At 70.9% G+C, this 16,695-nt stretch carries 17 protein-coding genes; 8 read left to right on the top strand and 9 right to left on the bottom strand.

The features are described 5' to 3' along the window. Positions 1 to 388: 388 nt before the first annotated feature. A complete protein-coding gene (locus tag EDD93_RS24485) occupies positions 389 to 1,204 on the bottom strand; it encodes an SAM-dependent methyltransferase (protein WP_123527193.1) in 816 nt (271 codons plus the stop codon). A gap of 255 nt (positions 1,205 to 1,459) precedes the next feature. Here EDD93_RS24485 and EDD93_RS24490 point away from each other — a divergent pair, with 255 nt between their 5' ends. Further along, positions 1,460 to 2,866, top strand: coding sequence for a lipase family protein (locus tag EDD93_RS24490; protein ID WP_123527194.1), 1,407 nt, complete (start codon positions 1,460 to 1,462; stop codon positions 2,864 to 2,866). Positions 2,867 to 2,976: 110 nt separating this feature from the next. On the opposite strand, the gene EDD93_RS24495 is transcribed toward EDD93_RS24490, so the two are convergent. Together EDD93_RS24495 and EDD93_RS24500 are read right to left on the bottom strand one after the other, a co-directional pair. After that, entirely contained in the window at positions 2,977 to 3,345 is a 369-nt protein-coding gene (locus EDD93_RS24495) for a metalloregulator ArsR/SmtB family transcription factor (protein WP_123527195.1), read from the bottom strand. A gap of 17 nt (positions 3,346 to 3,362) precedes the next feature. Then, positions 3,363 to 3,809 carry an SRPBCC domain-containing protein gene (locus EDD93_RS24500; protein ID WP_123527196.1) on the bottom strand — a complete coding sequence of 149 codons (447 nt, stop codon included), beginning with the start codon at positions 3,807 to 3,809 and terminating at the stop codon, positions 3,363 to 3,365. A 204-nt stretch (positions 3,810 to 4,013) separates the two neighbouring features. Between EDD93_RS24500 and EDD93_RS24505 the strand changes: the two genes are divergently transcribed. Together EDD93_RS24505 and EDD93_RS24510 are read left to right on the top strand one after the other, a co-directional pair. Further along, positions 4,014 to 4,655 (top strand): CatB-related O-acetyltransferase, encoded by a 642-nt coding sequence (locus EDD93_RS24505; RefSeq protein WP_123527197.1) that lies wholly within the window; start codon positions 4,014 to 4,016, stop codon positions 4,653 to 4,655. 236 nt (positions 4,656 to 4,891) lie between these two features. Further along, entirely contained in the window at positions 4,892 to 6,070 is a 1,179-nt protein-coding gene (locus EDD93_RS24510) for a macrolide family glycosyltransferase (protein ID WP_260255846.1), read from the top strand. 171 nt (positions 6,071 to 6,241) lie between these two features. Here the strand turns inward: EDD93_RS24510 and EDD93_RS24515 are convergent, their stop codons facing one another. After that, on the bottom strand, positions 6,242 to 7,204 hold the full coding sequence (locus EDD93_RS24515) for an electron transfer flavoprotein subunit alpha/FixB family protein (protein WP_123527198.1): 963 nt from the start codon (positions 7,202 to 7,204) through the stop codon (positions 6,242 to 6,244). A gap of 52 nt (positions 7,205 to 7,256) precedes the next feature. Next, complete coding sequence (locus tag EDD93_RS24520) at positions 7,257 to 8,042, bottom strand: electron transfer flavoprotein subunit beta/FixA family protein (protein WP_123527199.1); 786 nt, start codon at positions 8,040 to 8,042, stop codon at positions 7,257 to 7,259. 107 nt (positions 8,043 to 8,149) lie between these two features. Between EDD93_RS24520 and EDD93_RS24525 the strand changes: the two genes are divergently transcribed. Further along, positions 8,150 to 8,869 (top strand): TetR family transcriptional regulator, encoded by a 720-nt coding sequence (locus EDD93_RS24525; protein ID WP_123527200.1) that lies wholly within the window; start codon positions 8,150 to 8,152, stop codon positions 8,867 to 8,869. 188 nt (positions 8,870 to 9,057) lie between these two features. After that, entirely contained in the window at positions 9,058 to 9,468 is a 411-nt protein-coding gene (locus EDD93_RS24530) for a Zn-ribbon domain-containing OB-fold protein (RefSeq protein WP_123527201.1), read from the top strand. Between the two features lie 138 nt (positions 9,469 to 9,606). Here the strand turns inward: EDD93_RS24530 and EDD93_RS24535 are convergent, their stop codons facing one another. After that, positions 9,607 to 10,704, bottom strand: coding sequence for a hypothetical protein (locus tag EDD93_RS24535; RefSeq protein WP_148083902.1), 1,098 nt, complete (start codon positions 10,702 to 10,704; stop codon positions 9,607 to 9,609). Between the two features lie 359 nt (positions 10,705 to 11,063). Then, positions 11,064 to 12,065, bottom strand: a complete 1,002-nt coding sequence (locus EDD93_RS24540) for an NAD(P)-dependent alcohol dehydrogenase (protein ID WP_123527959.1) — start codon at positions 12,063 to 12,065, stop codon at positions 11,064 to 11,066. A 124-nt stretch (positions 12,066 to 12,189) separates the two neighbouring features. Between EDD93_RS24540 and EDD93_RS24545 the strand changes: the two genes are divergently transcribed. Beyond that, entirely contained in the window at positions 12,190 to 12,879 is a 690-nt protein-coding gene (locus EDD93_RS24545; protein WP_123527203.1) for a TetR/AcrR family transcriptional regulator, read from the top strand. A gap of 157 nt (positions 12,880 to 13,036) precedes the next feature. Next, on the top strand, positions 13,037 to 13,603 hold the full coding sequence (locus EDD93_RS24550; protein ID WP_123527204.1) for a hypothetical protein: 567 nt from the start codon (positions 13,037 to 13,039) through the stop codon (positions 13,601 to 13,603). Here EDD93_RS24550 and EDD93_RS24555 read toward each other — a convergent pair. Both EDD93_RS24555 and EDD93_RS24560 read right to left on the bottom strand, forming a co-directional pair. Next, positions 13,585 to 14,544: an acyl-CoA thioester hydrolase/BAAT C-terminal domain-containing protein gene (locus EDD93_RS24555; protein WP_260255847.1), complete on the bottom strand. Its 960-nt coding sequence runs from the start codon at positions 14,542 to 14,544 to the stop codon at positions 13,585 to 13,587. The two genes, EDD93_RS24550 and EDD93_RS24555, sit on opposite strands and share 19 nt — an antisense overlap. Positions 14,545 to 14,548: 4 nt before the next feature. Further along, a complete protein-coding gene (locus EDD93_RS24560) occupies positions 14,549 to 15,433 on the bottom strand; it encodes an SIS domain-containing protein (protein WP_123527205.1) in 885 nt (294 codons plus the stop codon). A gap of 184 nt (positions 15,434 to 15,617) precedes the next feature. Between EDD93_RS24560 and EDD93_RS24565 the strand changes: the two genes are divergently transcribed. After that, a complete protein-coding gene (locus EDD93_RS24565) occupies positions 15,618 to 16,418 on the top strand; it encodes a DeoR/GlpR family DNA-binding transcription regulator (protein WP_123527206.1) in 801 nt (266 codons plus the stop codon). Positions 16,419 to 16,695 lie beyond the last annotated feature (277 nt).

The following is a 16,695-nucleotide window of genomic DNA, read 5'->3' on the forward strand; positions in this document are numbered from 1 at the left end:
GGCTGGAACGCCGTGACCGGCATGGAACCCGCAACTGATGGTTGATCAGATATGTATGTGGAATGCGCTTCTGATCCAGCCGGCCGTGCGGCGGGCAGTCGGCAGTTGCCGGTGCGCCGTTGTGGAAAGGTTAGATCCGATTAACGATGGTGACCGTCCCGGACGGGCTGTTGTCCGCCACTGTGGGCCTCGGTCCGGCAGGTGGGGCCCGGGGGGAGACGGCCGTCACACGTACCTTTCGGCAAAGGGTTGATGCCGATGCACCAGGTTCTGGCACGAATCACGCGTGATGTCGTGCGGTGACTGAAGTGGCCCTCTTTCTCCGGCTCCGGAACGCGGCCGCCCCCGCGCGTGGCGGGGGCGGTGGCGATCGGTGGAGCGGTGGTCCCTACGGCTTGCGGCCCACCGCCACGTATCCCGCACTGATGATGTCGTCCTGGCCGGGGACCGGTTCGCCGAGCTCGGGGTGCCAGGCCTCGGCGGCCACGATGCCGGGCTCGACGATCTCCAGTCCGTCGAAGAAGGCGGCGAACTGCTGGCGGTTGCGCGGCGCCAGCGTGAGCGTGTTGGCCTTGTACATCTCGTCGACCTTCCGCGCCTCCTCCGGGTGGAAGTCGGCGGTGAGGTGCGAGATCACCATGTGGCTGCCCGGCGCCAGGACGTCGCAGAGCCTGCTCGTCAGCTCGTACGCGCCGTCCTCGTCGCTCACGAAGTGCAGCAGCGAGATCAGCGAGAGGGCGACCGGCTTGCTGAAGTCCAGGGTTTTGCCCGCGTGTTCGAGGATGGCCTCGACGTCGCGGGCGTCCGCCTGCACGTAGTCGATCGCGCCCTGCGGGGTGCCGCTCAGCAGGGCCTCGGCGTGGGCCAGCACGATCGGGTCGTTGTCGCAGTAGACGACCCGGGTGGCCGGCTCCGAACTCTGCGCCACCTGATGCAGGTTGGGCTCGGTGGGTATGCCCGTACCGATGTCGAGGAACTGCCGGATGCCCTGGCTCGACAGCCAGCGGGTGGCGCGGTGCATGAAGGCCCGGTTCACCTTCGCCATCACCGGAATGCCCGGTTCGAGCGCGAGCATCTGGCGTCCCATCGCCTCGTCCACCGGGTAGTTGTCCTTGCCGCCGAGGAACCAGTCGTACATCCGCGCGGGGTGCGGTTTGCTGGTGTCGATATGCAGGGAGGTGGCGTCGTTCGCCGGTCGGGACATGGTGAACTCCAGGGTGCGTGAGGCATTGGGCGATCAGCTCGCCCCAAGAATAGGGAACTTGCGCGCTCCGGCACTCCGCTTCGGCCGCGCGTCCGGCGCCCTCCGTCGGGCGGGAGGGCGCCGCCCGGTCCCCGATCGCGGCGCACGCACGCGCCGTAATGGTTACCGCAGCGTAACTTACTGGTGGGTTACCTTCGGTAAGTTCCGCTGCTAGCTTGCGCTCACCCGCATTCCGAGCAGAGCGAGGAGTGAGCTGTGAGCCGCAAGAGCACCCGTTCGCGTTCCACCTTCGAGGCCGCCGACTCGGCTGTTTCCGCACGTCGTTCGCCCTGTGCCGGCGCCGCGCGCGTACTGGCCGTCGCCGTGACGGCGGCCGCCTGCGCGATCACGTACGCCGTACCCGCCACCGCCGCCGATGGATCCGAGCCCGTGGTGTCCCGGGGGGTGACGATCCCCGGCTTCTACAACCCGCCCGCCGAACTGCCGTCCGCAAACGGCGCTTTGATCCGCCAGGAGCCGCTACCGCTGGGGCTCGGCATCCCGGGCCTGGACGGCCGCCCGATGCCCGGCACGGCCACCCGGCTGATGTACAAATCGACCGACTCCAACGGGCAGCCGGTCGCGGTGACCGGCGCCTATATCGAGCCGTCGGCCGCCTGGAAGCGTGGTGGACCGAGGCCGTTGGTGGCGGTGGCCGCGGGCACCATGGGCCAGGGCGACCAGTGCGCGCCCTCGATGGCACTCCAGTACCCGCTGACCCTGAACGGCGAGACGGTGTCGGTCGGTTACGAGGCCCTGGCCATCTACCGGCTGCTCGCCGCCGGTACCGCGGTCGTGGTCACCGACTACGTCGGACTCGGCGCGACCGACCGGCTGCACACCTACGTCAACCGGGTCGATGAGGGTCATGCCCTGCTGGACGCGGCCCGCGCCGCACACGCCGTGCCCGGCGCCTCCGTCACCCCCGAGTCGCGCACGGGTCTCTACGGATACAGCCAGGGCGGCGGGGCCAGCGCCGCGGCCGCCGAACTGCAGCCGTCCTACGCACCCGACGTCGAGCTGTCCGGCACCTACTCCGGGGCGCCGCCCGCCGATCTGACCGCTGTCATGAAGGGCATCGACGGCAGCGCGCTCGCCGGGGCCCTGGCCTGGTCGATCAACGGCTTCGCCCAGGCCGACCCCGACGTCCGGGCCGTCGTCGATGCCAACATCAACGCCGCGGGCAAGGCCGCGCTGAAGGACGCCTCGACCATGTGTGTCGGCGACGCGATCCTCGGCTACGGCTTCGCCAGGAGCAGCAAGTGGACCAACAGCGGCAAGTCCATCGGTGACGTCATCGCCGCCGAGCCCCGCGCGCAGGCCGCTCTCGACCGGCAGCGCATCGGCACCCTCAAGCCGGCCGGTCCGGTGCGCCTGGCGACCGGCGTCCAAGACGACATCGTGCCCCACGGACAGGCCCGGCAGCTGGCCGTGGACTGGTGCCGCAAGGGCGCCGACGTCACCTATGACGCCATCGTCCTGCCCAACCTGGGTGACAAGATCCTCACCAACCACGTGGTCCCGCTCATCACCGACCAGGGCGATGCGATCTCATGGCTGACCGACCGCCTCGCGGGCCGGGCGGCCAAGTCCAACTGCTGGTCCATGCCGATCCAGCCCTGATCCGGTCCTGTGAACCGTTGACGCCGTGCTCCTGCGGTCTCCTTCAGCAGGCTCGCCGCTCCCACCGGGCTGTCGGCCCGGTGGGAGCGGGGTGCGCGTGCCGCGAAGGGTCAGCGCGCATCCCGTTCCGCCGCCTCGGCGACGCGCTTGATGTGCGCCAGCCGCCGGTCCCAGTCGGCTGCCAGTCCCGCCATCCACCGGGCCGTCGCGTTCAGTGCGGCGGGCCGCACCGAGTACCGCACCTCGCGGCCGACCCGGCCTCCGGTGACCAGGCCGGCCGCGTCCAGCACGGTGAGGTGTTTGACCACCGCCTGGCGCGAGACGGGGAGCTGGCCGGCCAGCGAGGTCGCGGTGGCCTCGCCCCGGGCCGCGAGCAGGTCGAGCAGCGCGCGCCGCGTCGGGTCGGCCAGCGCGCCCAGGACGCTGTCGACGGCCTCGGCCGAGGAGGCCGCGTCGGTGGCGTCGAGGGCGCCGGGCACGGCGGGGGATTCCTCCGTCACGAGGAAGGCTGTTCGGCACGCTTCTTGAGCGCGCCGAGCTCCATCGGCCAGCCCGCGGTGTTGTCCTTGAAGCTACGCCCGCGCAGCTCCTCGGACCCGGGGAGCGTGGCGAATCCGCTCTCGACGACGCGCAGCCGGGTCGCGGCGCCCTCCGGCGTCAGGGTGAACTCCACCAGCGTGCTGTTGTCCTCGCGCAGCTCCTGCCCGGGGAACGCGCTGGCCCAGCGGTAGGCCAGGTACGTCGGCGGCTCGACCTTCTCCACCCGTACCGGGAATTCGCCGTACTCGGAGCTCTTGGCCAGCATCAACTCGCCCTCCCTGGCCACGGTGCCGGGCAGGCTCGCCTTGTCGGCCGCCCAGAACCCGGGCTGCGCCACCAGCGACCAGACCCGGTCGAGGGGTGCTTCGATCAGGGTTTCGCTTTCGATCCGGTCCTCGCTCATGGGGAGACTCCTTGAGTGCCGTCGGTGAATGCCGCCGGCGGGCCCCTGTCGGTGGGCGCCGCCGATTGGTGCAACCCCAGAGTTGCACGTAACTGATCCGGGAGCAACCTGAAGGTTGCGCCTCGCTCGCGGATATCCGTTGCCGCAGCCGGGCGGCGACGCGATCATGGGCCGGTCCTGCCCCATCCCCGTAAGGAATCACCCATGCCAGTGCCCGCCGACCCCACGGTGCTCCACCCGATGCCCGGCCAGCCGAGGGTGGTGCAGCTCAAGCCGCTGGTGAAGTCCCCGCTGATCGACGTGGGGGAGTACTCGTACTACGACGACCCGGACGACGCCACCGCGTTCGAGACGCGCAACGTGCTCTACCACTACGGCCCGGAGAGGCTGGTCATCGGCAGGTTCTGCGCGCTCGGGACCGGGGTGCGGTTCATCATGAACGGCGCCAACCACCGGATGGACGGCCCCTCCACGTTCCCGTTCCCGACGATGGGCGGATCGTGGGCCGACCATTTCGACCTGCTGACCGGACTGCCCGGCCGGGGGGACACGGTCGTCGGCCACGACGTCTGGTTCGGCCACAGCGCCACCGTGCTGCCCGGGGTGCGGATCGGGAACGGCGCGATCATCGGCAGCGGCTCCGTGGTCACCAAGGACGTGCCGGACTACGGGATCGTCGGCGGAAACCCGGCGCGCCTCCTGCGCACCCGCTACAGCGAGGAGGACGTCGCCCGGCTGCTCGCGCTGGCCTGGTGGGACTGGCCGGCCGAACACATCACCGAACATGTGCGGACCCTCATGTCGGGAAGCGTCGACGAACTTGAAGCCGCAGCTCCGCCCGTGTGACACTCCGTGTGGAACCGGACACATGGCGTGCCGGAAATTCGCGTGCGGGTGTCCGGGACGCGGGTTAGGGTCTGCGGCATGTATCTCTTCCAGCTCTACGGCTGACGCGGACGGGGCAGTGCCCCGCCCGTGTCCGGCAGGTCCGCGCGCGCCCACGACCCGGCATCTCCGCCGGGGTGGCCGACGCGCCGGTCAGCCATGTCCTTCCCCCGTAGAGCCGAAAAGAGTGATCCTCCATGTCCGTCCGCCCTCGCGCACACATCGCCATGATCGGTGTCTCCGCCGTCAGCCACGTGCTGCCGAGTCTTCCCGTCATCCGTGAACTGGTGGCCCGCGGCCACCGGGTGACCTACGCCAACGGCCCGATGGTGGCCGACCGCATCGAAGCCACCGGCGCCGAACTGGTCCCGTGCGGGACCGTGCTGCCGGTCGCCGACAACAACTGGCCCGACGACCCCATCGCGGCGATGACCCTCTTCTTCGAGGACGCCGTCCAGGCCCTTCCGCAACTGCGGGCCTTCTACGACGACGATCCCGCAGACCTCTACCTGTACGACATCGGCGCATACGCCGCGCGTGCGCTGGCCGAATCGCAGAAGCGCCCTCTCATGCAGCTGTCCCCGGCCATCGTCGGCTGGGAGAGCTACGGGCGGGACGTGGCTGCGCAGTTGTGGAAGCTCCCCGGCGCCGACGCGTACCGGGAGAATTTCGGCCGGTGGCTCGCCGAGTGCGGCGCCTCCACCACCGACATGGACGTCTTCTGCAGCCGCCCCGCGAACACCCTCGCCCTGATCCCCTGGGCGATGCAGCCGCACGGCGACGACGTCGACACGGACACGGTGACGTTCGTCGGCTCGTGCTCCGGCCCGCGTGACGGCGAACAGTCCTGGACCCGCCCCGCCGACGCGGAGCGCGTCCTGCTGGTCTCGCTGGGGTCGGCGTACACCGACCGGCCCGAGTTCTACCGCCGGTGCCTGGCCGCGTACGGCGACCTGCCCGGCTGGCACGTGGTGCTCCAGGTCGGCAGGCACACCGACCGGCGCGAGCTCGGTGACATTCCGTCGAACGTCGAGGTGCACTCCTGGGTGCCCCAGCCGGCGATCCTGGAGCAGGCCGACGCCTTCGTGACCCATGCGGGCATGGGCGGCAGTGCCGAGGGACTCTTCGCCGGTGTCCCGATGATCGCCGTCCCGCAGGGCGCCGACCAGTTCATGAACGCCGACCGGCTCGTGGAGCTGGGCGTGGCCCGCCGTATCGACACCGAGGACGCCACGGCGGACGCGCTGCGCTCCGCCCTCACCGAGCTCGTCGACGACCCGGAGGTCGCGCGTCGCTCGGCCGAACTGCGGGCCCAGGTACGCGCCGAGGGCGGCACCACGAGGGCCGCCGACCTCATCGAGGAGCTGCTCACCTGATCCCGGCGGACCGGCCGGCACCGCCTCCGGGCCGTTGACCGTGAGGGGGGGGTGACGGGGCGGGGGCGCGGGCAGGCAGGCTGAGGGGCGAGAACGCGGTGCGGGGCCGCGCGGTGTGTTCACCGTGCGGCCCCGGGCCGTTGGATCGACGTGCTGGTCGTGCGGGTGGGGTCAGCCCTTGCGGGTGTTGACCTCTTCGGTGAGCTGGGGCACCACGTCGAACAGGTCGCCCACGACGCCGTAGTCGACGAGGTCGAAGATCGGGGCCTCGGCGTCCTTGTTGACCGCGACGATCGTCTTGGACGTCTGCATCCCCGCCCGGTGCTGGATCGCACCCGAGATACCCGACGCGATGTACAACTGCGGCGAGACCGACTTGCCCGTCTGACCGACCTGGTTGGTGTGCGGGTACCAGCCCGCGTCCACCGCCGCCCGCGAGGCACCGACCGCCGCACCCAGCGAGTCCGCGAGCGCCTCGATCACCGCGAAGTTCTCCGCACCGTTGACACCCCGGCCGCCCGAGACCACGATCGCCGCTTCCGTCAGCTCCGGACGGCCCGTCGACTCACGCGCCGTCCGCGACACCACCTTCGTACCCGTCGCCTGCGCGGAGAACTCCACCACCAGCTCCTCCACCGCACCCGCACCCGCCACCGGCTCCACCGGCGCCGAGTTCGGCTTCACCGTGATCACCGCGACACCCCGCGACACCCGCGACTTCGTCGTGAACGACGCCGCGAACGCCGACTGCGTCGCCACCGGACCCTCCGAACCCGCTTCCAGATCCACCGCGTCGGTAATGATCCCCGAACCGATCCGCACCGCGAGGCGCGCCGCGATCTCCTTGCTCTCCGCCGACGACGGCAACAGCACCGCCACCGACGACACCACACCCACCGCAGCCTGCAACGCGTCCACCTTCGGCACCACCAGATACTCCGCGAACTGCGACGCCTCCGACGTCAGCACCCGCACCGCACCGTGCTCACCCAGTACCTGCGCCGTGGCGCCGGCGCCGGCACCCACCGCCACCGCCACCGGATCACCCAGCCGCCGCGCCAGCGTCAGCAACTCCAGCGTCGGCTTACGGACCGCACCATCCACATGATCGACAAAAACCAGAACATCAGCCATGGAACTTCAATCTCCTGCACATCGAGACGGAAACAACGAGGAACGAACGGGATCAGATGAACTTCTGGCCGGCCAGGAACTCCGCCAGCGCCTTGCCGCCCTCGCCCTCGTCCTTCACGATCGTGCCCGCCGTGCGGGCCGGACGCGCGGCCGCGGAGTCGACCGCGGTCCACGCACCACCCAGACCCACCTCGTCGGCCTCGATCCCCAGATCATCCAGATCCAGCGACTGAACCGGCTTCTTCTTCGCCGCCATGATCCCCTTGAACGACGGGTAACGCGCCTCGCCCGACTGGTCGGTCACCGACACCACCGCCGGCAGCGACGCCTCCAACCGCTCCGAGGCCGTGTCACCGTCCCGACGGCCCCGCACGACCCCGCCCTCGACCGACACCTCCGACAGCAGCGTCACCTGCGGCACCCCCAGCCGCTCCGCGAGCAGCGCCGGAACCACACCCATCGTCCCGTCCGTCGACGCCATCCCCGAGATCACCAGGTCGTAACCCGTCTTCTCGATGGCCTTCGCCAGCACCAACGACGTCCCGATCACATCCGTGCCGTGCAGATCGTCGTCCTCGACGTGAACAGCCTTGTCCGCACCCATCGACAGCGCCTTGCGCAACGCGTCCTTGGCGTCCTCCGGACCCACCGTCAACACGGTGACCTCCGCGTCATCGGCCCCGTCCGCGATCTGCAACGCCTGCTCGACCGCGTACTCATCCAGCTCCGACAACAGCCCGTCGACATCCTCACGGTCCAACGTCAGGTCATCGGCGAAATGCCGGTCACCGGTCGCGTCGGGCACGTACTTCACACAGACAACGATCCTCAAGCTCACGCCGGCTCTCCTCACTGATGCGGTTCGTATGTCGACCCTATGGCACTCAGTACCCTGCGTAAAGGTACCAAGTGCCGGATGTCCATTTCGGGTGCTACGTTTCCGCCATGACTGAGGACCGCGGACCTGCCAAGAAGCCGCCCATGCGTGACGTGCTTGCCGAGGCGGCCTTCGGCCTCTTCATGGAGCGCGGGTTCGAGCGGACCACGGTGGACGACATCGTCGCCAGGGCGGGGGTGGGGCGGCGTTCGTTCTTCCGCTACTTCCCTTCGAAGGAGGACGCGGTCTTTCCCGATCACGAACGCTGTCTCGCGGACATGACCGCGTTCCTGGAGGCCGCCGACGGCGGCGGCGACCCGGTGGACACGGTGTGCGACGCGGCCCGGCTCGTGCTGCGGATGTACGCCGTGAACCCGGAGTTCTCCGTGCAGCGCTACCGGCTCACCCGGGAGGTGCCCGGTCTGCGCACCTACGAACTCTCCGTGGTGCGCCGCTACGAGCGGACCCTCGCCGGGTACCTGGAGCGGCGCGGCGCCGGTACCCGGGACGCCGCGCTCCGGGCGGAGGTGATCGCCGCCTCGGTGGTCGCGGCGCACAACAACGGCCTCCGGTCCTGGCTGCGTTCGGGCGGTGAGGGCGATGCCGGGGCCGAGGTGGACCGGGCGCTGGAGCTCGTCCGCACGGTGTGGGGCAGGGCGGCCGAGCCTTCCGCGGCGCCGCCCGCCGCGGCCTCCGGCGAGGACGAGGTGATCGTGGTGGTCGCGACGAAGAACGCCCCCATGTGGCGCGTGGTGCAGCGCATCGAATCGGCCCTCGGCAAGGACTGAGCCGGCGGGTCGGGGGCGTTCCCGGGGCCCGCGAGGCACTCCGGAAGGCGTTCCGAAGGCCATTCCCGAAGGCTGTTGGGCAAGAATCGGCACTCAGTACCTTTACGTGCTGGCACTAGGTGCCATACGGTGCCGGTGTGCCGTCGCCGGAGGTGCGGCGCACCGAGTCGAGCGCGGGAGGCCGAGACGTGTTCAGTACCGGAACCGATGTGGGGCGGACGGGGCGGACGGCCTGCGACACGGCGGAGCCGCACACCGTGGAAGGGCTGGTCTACCAGCTGTGCCGATGGTGCGGCACCGCGTCCTTCCGTAAACTCCTTTGCCCTGTCTGCGCGTCGAGCGATCTCGAACCGGAACGCAGCGACGGTCACGGCGTCGTCGTACGGTCCAGCGTCGTGAACCGCTATTCGCGGGTGATGCGGAACGAGTCGCTCGTGCGCTTTCCCGAGGGCTTCGTGTACCGGTGCCGGATCGTGGGCGCGGCTCCCCATCTCGTGAGCGTCGGTGACCGGGTCCGGCCCGTCGACGGTACGACCTCCGAGGCGGGTGAGGTGGTCCTCGAACTGTGCGACCCGCCCCTCACTGCAGGCTGGTACTGAGACGGCCCGGGGCCGGGCCGGGGGGCGGGAACACCGAATCCGCCCGCCGGCGCCGCGAACCCTGAGCCGGTGGCGCCGGCTCGAGCGCCGACCGCGTCATGGCGGCGTGCCGTGCCCGGGACGACGGCCGCGGTCAGCTCAACGGCGCGGGTACACCGCCACGCTGTACCTGTCGTCGTCCTCGCTCAGATAGACCGCCTCGTTCTTGAGGACCATCGTGGGGATCTCCGTACCGGACGGCTGCGCGCTGATCTTGCCGGTGCCGATGGCGACATCGACCGGCGCCGAGACGTCATCCCCGTCCGCAGTCACGGTGTGCCCGTAGGCGGTCCCGTCATCGCCGACGGAGGTGAGTACGACCCCCTTGTCGGTGCCCGTTGCGCCCAGGCAGATCCCCTCGGCCGTGGTGAGATCGAAGGCCAGTACTCCGTGAACGAGATAGCGATGGTCCGCCGAGAGGGCGGGGTCCACGTCCGTCGGACTGGATCCGCCCGCGCTGTCGCCGGCGGCGCAGGTCGCCGATGCCTTCACTTCCCCGGTGGACTTGTCGTGCACTGCCCACATGCGGGTGTCGCCGTCACTGCTGTGCGTCCCCTTCGCGGGCCAGCCGGCGATGATCCAGTCGTCGATCACTGTGAGGCTCTCCGACATCTCTCCGTACCCGCCCGGACCCTGGGCGCCCGGGGGGACATGGGAGGGGCTGTACCACGCTCCGGGGACCCAGAAATCGTTTCCGCCGCCCTGGATCAGCGGACCGCGCGAGGTGACGCCCGCGCTGGAGTTTCCGGGACCGCACAGCCTGCACGCCTTGGAGGAAGGGGACTTGCCCACATCGTCGGTGGAGTACGACGTGGTCTTCCCGTTCGTCACGTCTATGGCGGTCACCTCCTGGTGGTCGCCGAAATAGGCCAGCAGGGAGCCCTGGGCGGTCGGCAGATCGCTGCTTTCCCGGGCCGGGATGTCGACGGTGCGCGCCGGGGCCACGGCGCTGCCCGTGGCGTCTGCCGGATAGACCGCGGTGCGGACGGTCGGAGTTCCGTCGGACAGTGTGTCCTCGCCGGGATCTCCGCTGATGGAAAGGGCGACGTAATCCTTCCCGCCGGCCGTGACGATCTCCGGTCCGGGAAGCTCGCCGCGGACGGAATCGAACGGCCACCAGGGCGCTGTCGACCAGCGGACCCGGCCGGTGCCCAGGTCTTTGGCCGTCAGTACGTAGCCGTCCGATGCCTTGGTCACGGTCACCACCAGGCCGGCGTTGGGAGCGACGGCGACAGGGGACCGGGAACCGGCCGGTTGCGTCCACCCCTTGGTTCCGTCGAACGCCGATGGAACCGGCAGCCGGAGCCGGGTCGCTGCCGCGTCCGGTTTCCGGGACGGGGACGAGGACTGGGCGCCCGGAGGCTTGTCGGTCCCCGAGTCCCCGCCCCCGCAGGCGCCGAGCGCGCTCACTAACAGGATCAGGGACGCTGCTTTGACTGCCTCGCGCATCGTGATGCCCTTCGTCACGCAGTGGGAGGTTCAGCGTAGAGGTCGGACCCGGACAGGAAAGTGTGAAGCGCGGAGCCGACGGCCCGGGGCCCGGATTCCGGCCGGTCCTACCCCCTGGGGTGTGTGGCCGCGGCCGATCCGGCCGGACCACCGCCGGCCGGTCCCGCGATCCGTATGACGTGCTTTCCGCGTACGCCGCCGTCATCGAGGGCCCGGTGGGCGGCCGCCACCTCCGCCAGGGGGTGGACCGTGTCCACGACGGGGCGGATCCCGCCCTCCTCCGCGTACCGCGCCACCCGGGTGAGCAGCTCGGTGTGCGGGTTGCCGCTGAAGAAGCGCACCCGCCGGGAGCCGTGGACGGCCGAGGCCAGCAGGTAGGAGACGGAGGGGACGAGGCGGTCGATGTCGAAGGCCACGGCCACCATGCGTCCGCCCGGGGCCAGGAGGCGCCGGTAGGCGCGGTGCTGGGTACCGACGGTGTCCAGGACGACGTCGAAGGTGCCCAGTTCGGCAGGGCCGGTCGTCCGGTAGTCGAAGGCCTCGTCCGCGCCCAGCCCCCGCACGAAGTCGAGGTTCTTCGCGCCCGCGAGCGCGGTGACGTGGGCGCCGAGCACCTTGCCGAGCTGCACCGCGACGCTGCCGACCCCGCCGCTCCCGCCGCGCACCAGAAGCCGCTCGCCGCGCCCGAGGCCGGACTTGGCGGTCAGCGCGGTCAGGCTCGTGGTGCCTCCGGCCAGCAGGGAGACGCTTTCCTCGGGCGTCAGGTTCGCCGGGGCGGGCGAGATGTTCCGGGGCGGGACGGCGACGTACTCGGCCGCGCTGCCGAGGCGTCGCGGCAGCACACCCCACACCCGCTCACCCACCCGCACCCCGGACACCGACGGGCCCACCTCGGCGATCTCGCCCGCGAAGTCGATCCCGGTGCGCTGGGGGAACCGGCGCCCCGTCACGAGACGCACCTTCCCGGCCCGGCCGAACAGCTCACCGCCGTTGACCCCGACCGCGTGGACGCGGACCAGCACGTCGTCGGGCCGCACGTCCGGCACGGGAACCGTGCCCACGTACAGCACCTCCGGGGGGCCGAACCGGTCGTAGAGGGCCGCGCGCATCTCGTCCACGTATCTCGTCCTGCTCTGTCTCGGGAACCGTAAGCGGAATGGTGTTTCCGCTTCCTCCTACTCAAGCTAACAGCCTAAGTGGATGGCACCTTCCACTTACCGTAAAGTGAGAGACATGCCTGCTCAGCCCTCTCGGAAGCGCCCCGCCACAGCCGCTGAACCCCCCGCGTCCGCCGCCCCGGCCGGGCTGCGCGCCGACGCCCGGCACAACCGTGACCGCATTCTCGAAGCCGCCCGTGAGGCCTACGCGGCCCACGGCATCGACGTGCCCGTCACCACGATCGCCCGCCGGGCCGGCGTCGGCGTCGCCACCCTCTACCGGCGCTTCCCCACCCGCGCCGACCTCGTCGCGGAGGCCTTCTCCGAGCAGCTCGCCGTGTGCGTCGCGGCTCTCGACGACGCGCTGGGCGACCCCGACCCCTGGCACGGCTTCTGCACCCTCGTCGAGAAGGTGTGCGCGATGCAGGCCGAAGACCGGGGCTGCACCGCCGCGTTCCTCTCCCGGTTCTTTGACGCCGTCGACTTCGAGGGCCAACGCGCCCGCGCCGAGGAGGGCATCGCCCGGCTGGTACGGCGCGCCCAGGACTCGGGGCAGCTCCGCGCCGACTTCGACCCCAGCGACGTCACGCTCCTGCTGCTGGCGAACAACGGTGTCACCGGGGGCTCCCCGGCCGTGTCGGCGGCCGCGTCCCGGCGGCTCACCGGCTACCTGCTCCAGTCCTTCCGGGCCGAGCGCTCCGCGCCCCTCCCGCCGCCGGCCCCGCTGGAGTTGCGCCGCCTCCACCAGCTCCCGCCCGGATCGTGAGGCCTCCTCGTTCAGTGGGAGGTGCGGCCACTGCCCGGCGGCGGTGTCGGTGTGGCCCCGGCCCAACGCCTCCGTGAGCGCCCTGCGCGGGCCACGAGGGGGCGGGTGAACACGGGCTTACTGGCCCCGTACAGGTTCGTCGGCCATACTGCCCGCCGTGGAGCAGCGCATAGATCCGAACACTCAGCCCGCGTACGCCGCAGGGACAGACCCGGCGTACATCCCTGGTCTCACGGCCCCCCGAGCCACCGGAAAGGCGGACGACGAGGAGCCGGAGCGGACCGGGGAGCCCGCACCCGAGGACGCAGTGCCCCAGGGTGCCGCGCCCGACGATGCCGTAGCGGAGGCCGTGTCCGAGGACGCGGAACCCGACGGCGAGGCCGTCGCGGAGGCGGCGGACGACGAGGAGGACGAGGACGACGAGAAGGCGGACAAGGGCGAGGACAGCCCCTCGTTCGAGGTGAGCGACCGCCGCGGGTCGATCACCGCGGACCGTGAGGGCATCCGGTTCACGCTGGACGACCAGGAGGCCGACTTCCGCTGGGACGAGATCGGCGCGGTGGAGCTCAAGCCGGCGCGGTTCGGCCGCCGGTTCACGATCACCGTCCACATGTCGAGCATGCGGTGGTTCAACGCCGAGGTCGAGGCGGCGGCCAGGAGCAGCCTCAAGGAGTGGACGGAAGGCTTCGACGCGGTCCTGGACGCCTACTTCGAGGAGTCCTGACCCGCGGTTGACGCGGCCGTGCCGGCGCCGCTGTCCCCGTCTCTGCCGTTGCCTCTGTCCGGGGGCGGGCCGAGGAGCGCGCGGCGGATGTGCGGCCAGGCGGCCGCCCCCAGCGCCGCGTCGGCCGTCGGCGAGCCCCCGTACCGGAAGGCGGCCGACGCGGGCGCGGCGCTCTCGCCGGGCAGCCGGGGCCGGTGTCCCGCGTCGGCGCGGGTGACCAGCCGGACGGGGAGGCCGGCCGCCCGGCGCCGGGCGGCCAGCTCCTCGGCGTAGCGGAGCGAGGGCCACATCAGGTCGTCGCCGCCCGCGACCAGTACGAGTTCGGCGCCGGACCGCTCCACCGGGACGGCCGCGTCGGGGACCCGGTCCGGGCAGGCCCGCAGGCTCTGTTCGTACCAGCCGAGGACCGAGACCGGGGCGCCGGCCGGCTCGGAAGCGGTCCAGCCGGGGGCGTAGGGGACGAACGGCAGCGGCTGTCCCCGCCAGGTCCAGGAGGACCGGTGGGGCTCCGTCGAGCCGTCCCGGCCGGGGCCGATGTTCGCCCAGGTCAGTGAGGTGGGGGAGAGCGCCACCACCGCGTCGACGCGGGGTTCGGCGACCGACAGGTGCAGTGCGGCCTCGGCGCCCTTGGAGACCCCCAGTACACCGATGCGCCGGGCGCCCCCGGCGCGGAGCCGGTCGAGCGCGGACACGAAGGTCTCCAGGGGGACTTCACAGATTCCCGGTGGCTGACCGGGGCCGCCGAACCAGCGGATCGAGAGGGCGGCCATGCCCTCCCGCGCCAGCAGCCGGCACCGCTCCTCCTCGATCCGCCCGCTGGACCCGGAGAGCACGAGCACCCCGGCCTCGCTGCCTCGGGCGGGCACGGCACGGAAACCTGTCCAGGGATCCGCGCCGTGCCCGCCCGGGGCACGCACACTGCTCTCGACGATGTCCGCCACGGGCTCAGGCGTCGGCCAGCACCACGGAACGGGTCAGGTGGCGCGGGCTGTCCGGGTCGAGACCGCGGGCGGCGGCGCGGGCGATGGCCAGGCGCTGGACGCGGACGAGCTCGGCGAGCGGGTCCAGCCCGCTCTCCACCCAGCGGGCGCCGGTTCCCTCGACCTGCTCGCGCAGGCCGTCGGGGGCGGTGCCGAACATCCAGGTCGCGGTGCCGGTGGTGGCGATGCTGATGGGACCGTGGCGGTACTCCATCGCGGCGTACGCCTCCGTCCAGGACAGCGAGGCCTCCTTCATCTTCAGTGCGGCCTCGTTGGCGAGACCGGCCGTCCAGCCCCGGCCGAGGAAGGTGAACTGGGTGCAGTCCAGGAGTCCTTCGGGCAGCGGCTCGGCCAGCGCGGTCTCCGCGTCGCGGACCACGGCGTCGGTGTGCAGACCGAGGTGGGCGCGGAGCAGGGTCAGCAGCGTGGTCGCGAAGCGGGTCTGCACGACGGACTGCTCGTCCGCGAAGTCGAGCACGACGACCGCGTCCGCCGACGTCATCACCGGGGTCTGCGGGTCGGCGGTGATGGCCACCGTCGGGGTGACGCCGCGCAGCCGGTCGAGGAGTTCGAGCACCTCGGTCGTGGTGCCGGAGCGGGTGAGCGCCACGACCCGGTCGTAGCGGCGGCCGAACGGGAACTCCGAGGCGGCGAAGGCATCGGACTCGCCCTGGCCGGACTCCTCACGGAGCGAGGCGTATGCCTGAGCCATGTAGAACGAGGTGCCGCAGCCGACCACGGCGATGCGCTCACCCGTCGCGGGCAGTGCGGCCGCCTGGCTCTGCGCCAGATCTGCGGCGCGACGCCAGCAGTCCGGTTGACTGGCTGTCTCGATCTCGACAAATGACACTTTTGCACTCCGTACTGGTGATGGGATGCTCGTTAACGCACGATATACGGGACGTGCAAGCATTATCAAGCATTTTCCTTGCAGGCGACTTGACTCGCGAGGCCCTTGTGCGACGCTTGCGCGAGTCCGGTGATCGCGCCCAAGGGGATGGGTGTTCACGGCCGGACCTGTGAGGAGAGTGCACGTGTCCAGGGATTCCCGGTGGAACTCACTGCTGGAGCTCGTCGGTAAGCATGGCCGGGTGGACGTCGAGGACGCCGCGAAGGTGCTGGATGTCTCGGCCGCGACCATCCGCCGAGATCTGGACCAGCTCGCTGAGCAGCAACTGCTCACCCGTACGCGGGGCGGCGCGGTCGCCCACGGTGTCAGTTACGAGCTGGCGCTGCGCTACAAGACGGGGCGCAACGCCCCGGAGAAGCAGGCCATCGGCCGCGCCGTGGCCGAACTGGTCGCGGTCGGCGAAGTGGTGGGGCTGACCGGCGGCACCACCATCACCGAGGTGGCCCGCGCGCTCGCCGTGCGCTCCGACCTGGTGGGGGACGCCGCCGCGGGCGCGGCCGGCCAGCCGACCCTCACCGTGGTCACCAACGCACTCAACATCGCCAACGAGCTGGTGATCCGGCCGCAGATAAAGATCGTGGTGACCGGCGGGGTGGCCCGGCCGCAGTCGTACGAGCTGACGGGCCCGCTGGCCAGTGGCGTGCTGGGCGAGATCACGCTGGATGTCGCGGTGCTGGGTGTCAACGCCATCGACACCGAACGCGGCGCCTACGTCCACCACGAGGGCGAGGCCAGCATCAACCGGCTGCTCGCGCAGCAGGCCCAGCGGGTGGTGGTGGCGGCCGACTCCTCGAAGATCGGCAAGCGGGCCTTCGCCCGGGTCTTCGACCTCGGGATGATCGACTTCCTGGTCACCGACAAGGGGATCACGGCTGAGGTGACGGCCCGTTTCACCGAGGCCGGTGTCACGGTCATCGCTGTCTGAGGCGGTCCGTCCCGATCCGTCTGCTTCATCTGATGCGGTCGAACCTCCCCGTATCGTCCAAACCATCCGAACCTGCCTGAACCTGCCCGAACGGCGGGCCGTTCCACCCGAAGGGTGCGGCGGTCCGCCGTTCGGCGTGCTCTCGGCCCTGTCCCGGCGGTGTGCTGGAACATGCGCTTGATCGTGCATGATCGATCACAACAGTGCATCCAGTAACCGGTTCTGACGGTTCGGTAGCGATGCGGGCGGGCGCTTCGAGGTCACCTTGTGGCTCTTC

It is taken from the genome of Streptomyces sp. 840.1, from assembly GCF_003751445.1.
Lineage (GTDB): Bacteria > Actinomycetota > Actinomycetes > Streptomycetales > Streptomycetaceae > Streptomyces.

Bases quoted from the DNA above. Each gene is read 5' to 3' on its own strand.
- EDD93_RS24500 (WP_123527196.1), bottom strand. From the start codon at position 3,809: ATGAGCGAGGACCGGATCGAAAGCGAAACCCTGATCGAAGCACCCCTC.
- EDD93_RS24510 (WP_260255846.1), top strand. From the start codon at position 4,892: ATGTCCGTCCGCCCTCGCGCACACATCGCCATGATCGGTGTCTCCGCC.
- EDD93_RS24540 (WP_123527959.1), bottom strand. From the start codon at position 12,065: ATGCGCGCGGCCCTCTACGACCGGTTCGGCCCCCCGGAGGTGCTGTAC.
- EDD93_RS24515 (WP_123527198.1), bottom strand. From the start codon at position 7,204: ATGGCTGATGTTCTGGTTTTTGTCGATCATGTGGATGGTGCGGTCCGT.
- EDD93_RS24525 (WP_123527200.1), top strand. From the start codon at position 8,150: ATGACTGAGGACCGCGGACCTGCCAAGAAGCCGCCCATGCGTGACGTG.
- EDD93_RS24505 (WP_123527197.1), top strand. From the start codon at position 4,014: ATGCCAGTGCCCGCCGACCCCACGGTGCTCCACCCGATGCCCGGCCAG.
- EDD93_RS24485 (WP_123527193.1), bottom strand. From the start codon at position 1,204: ATGTCCCGACCGGCGAACGACGCCACCTCCCTGCATATCGACACCAGC.
- EDD93_RS24545 (WP_123527203.1), top strand. From the start codon at position 12,190: ATGCCTGCTCAGCCCTCTCGGAAGCGCCCCGCCACAGCCGCTGAACCC.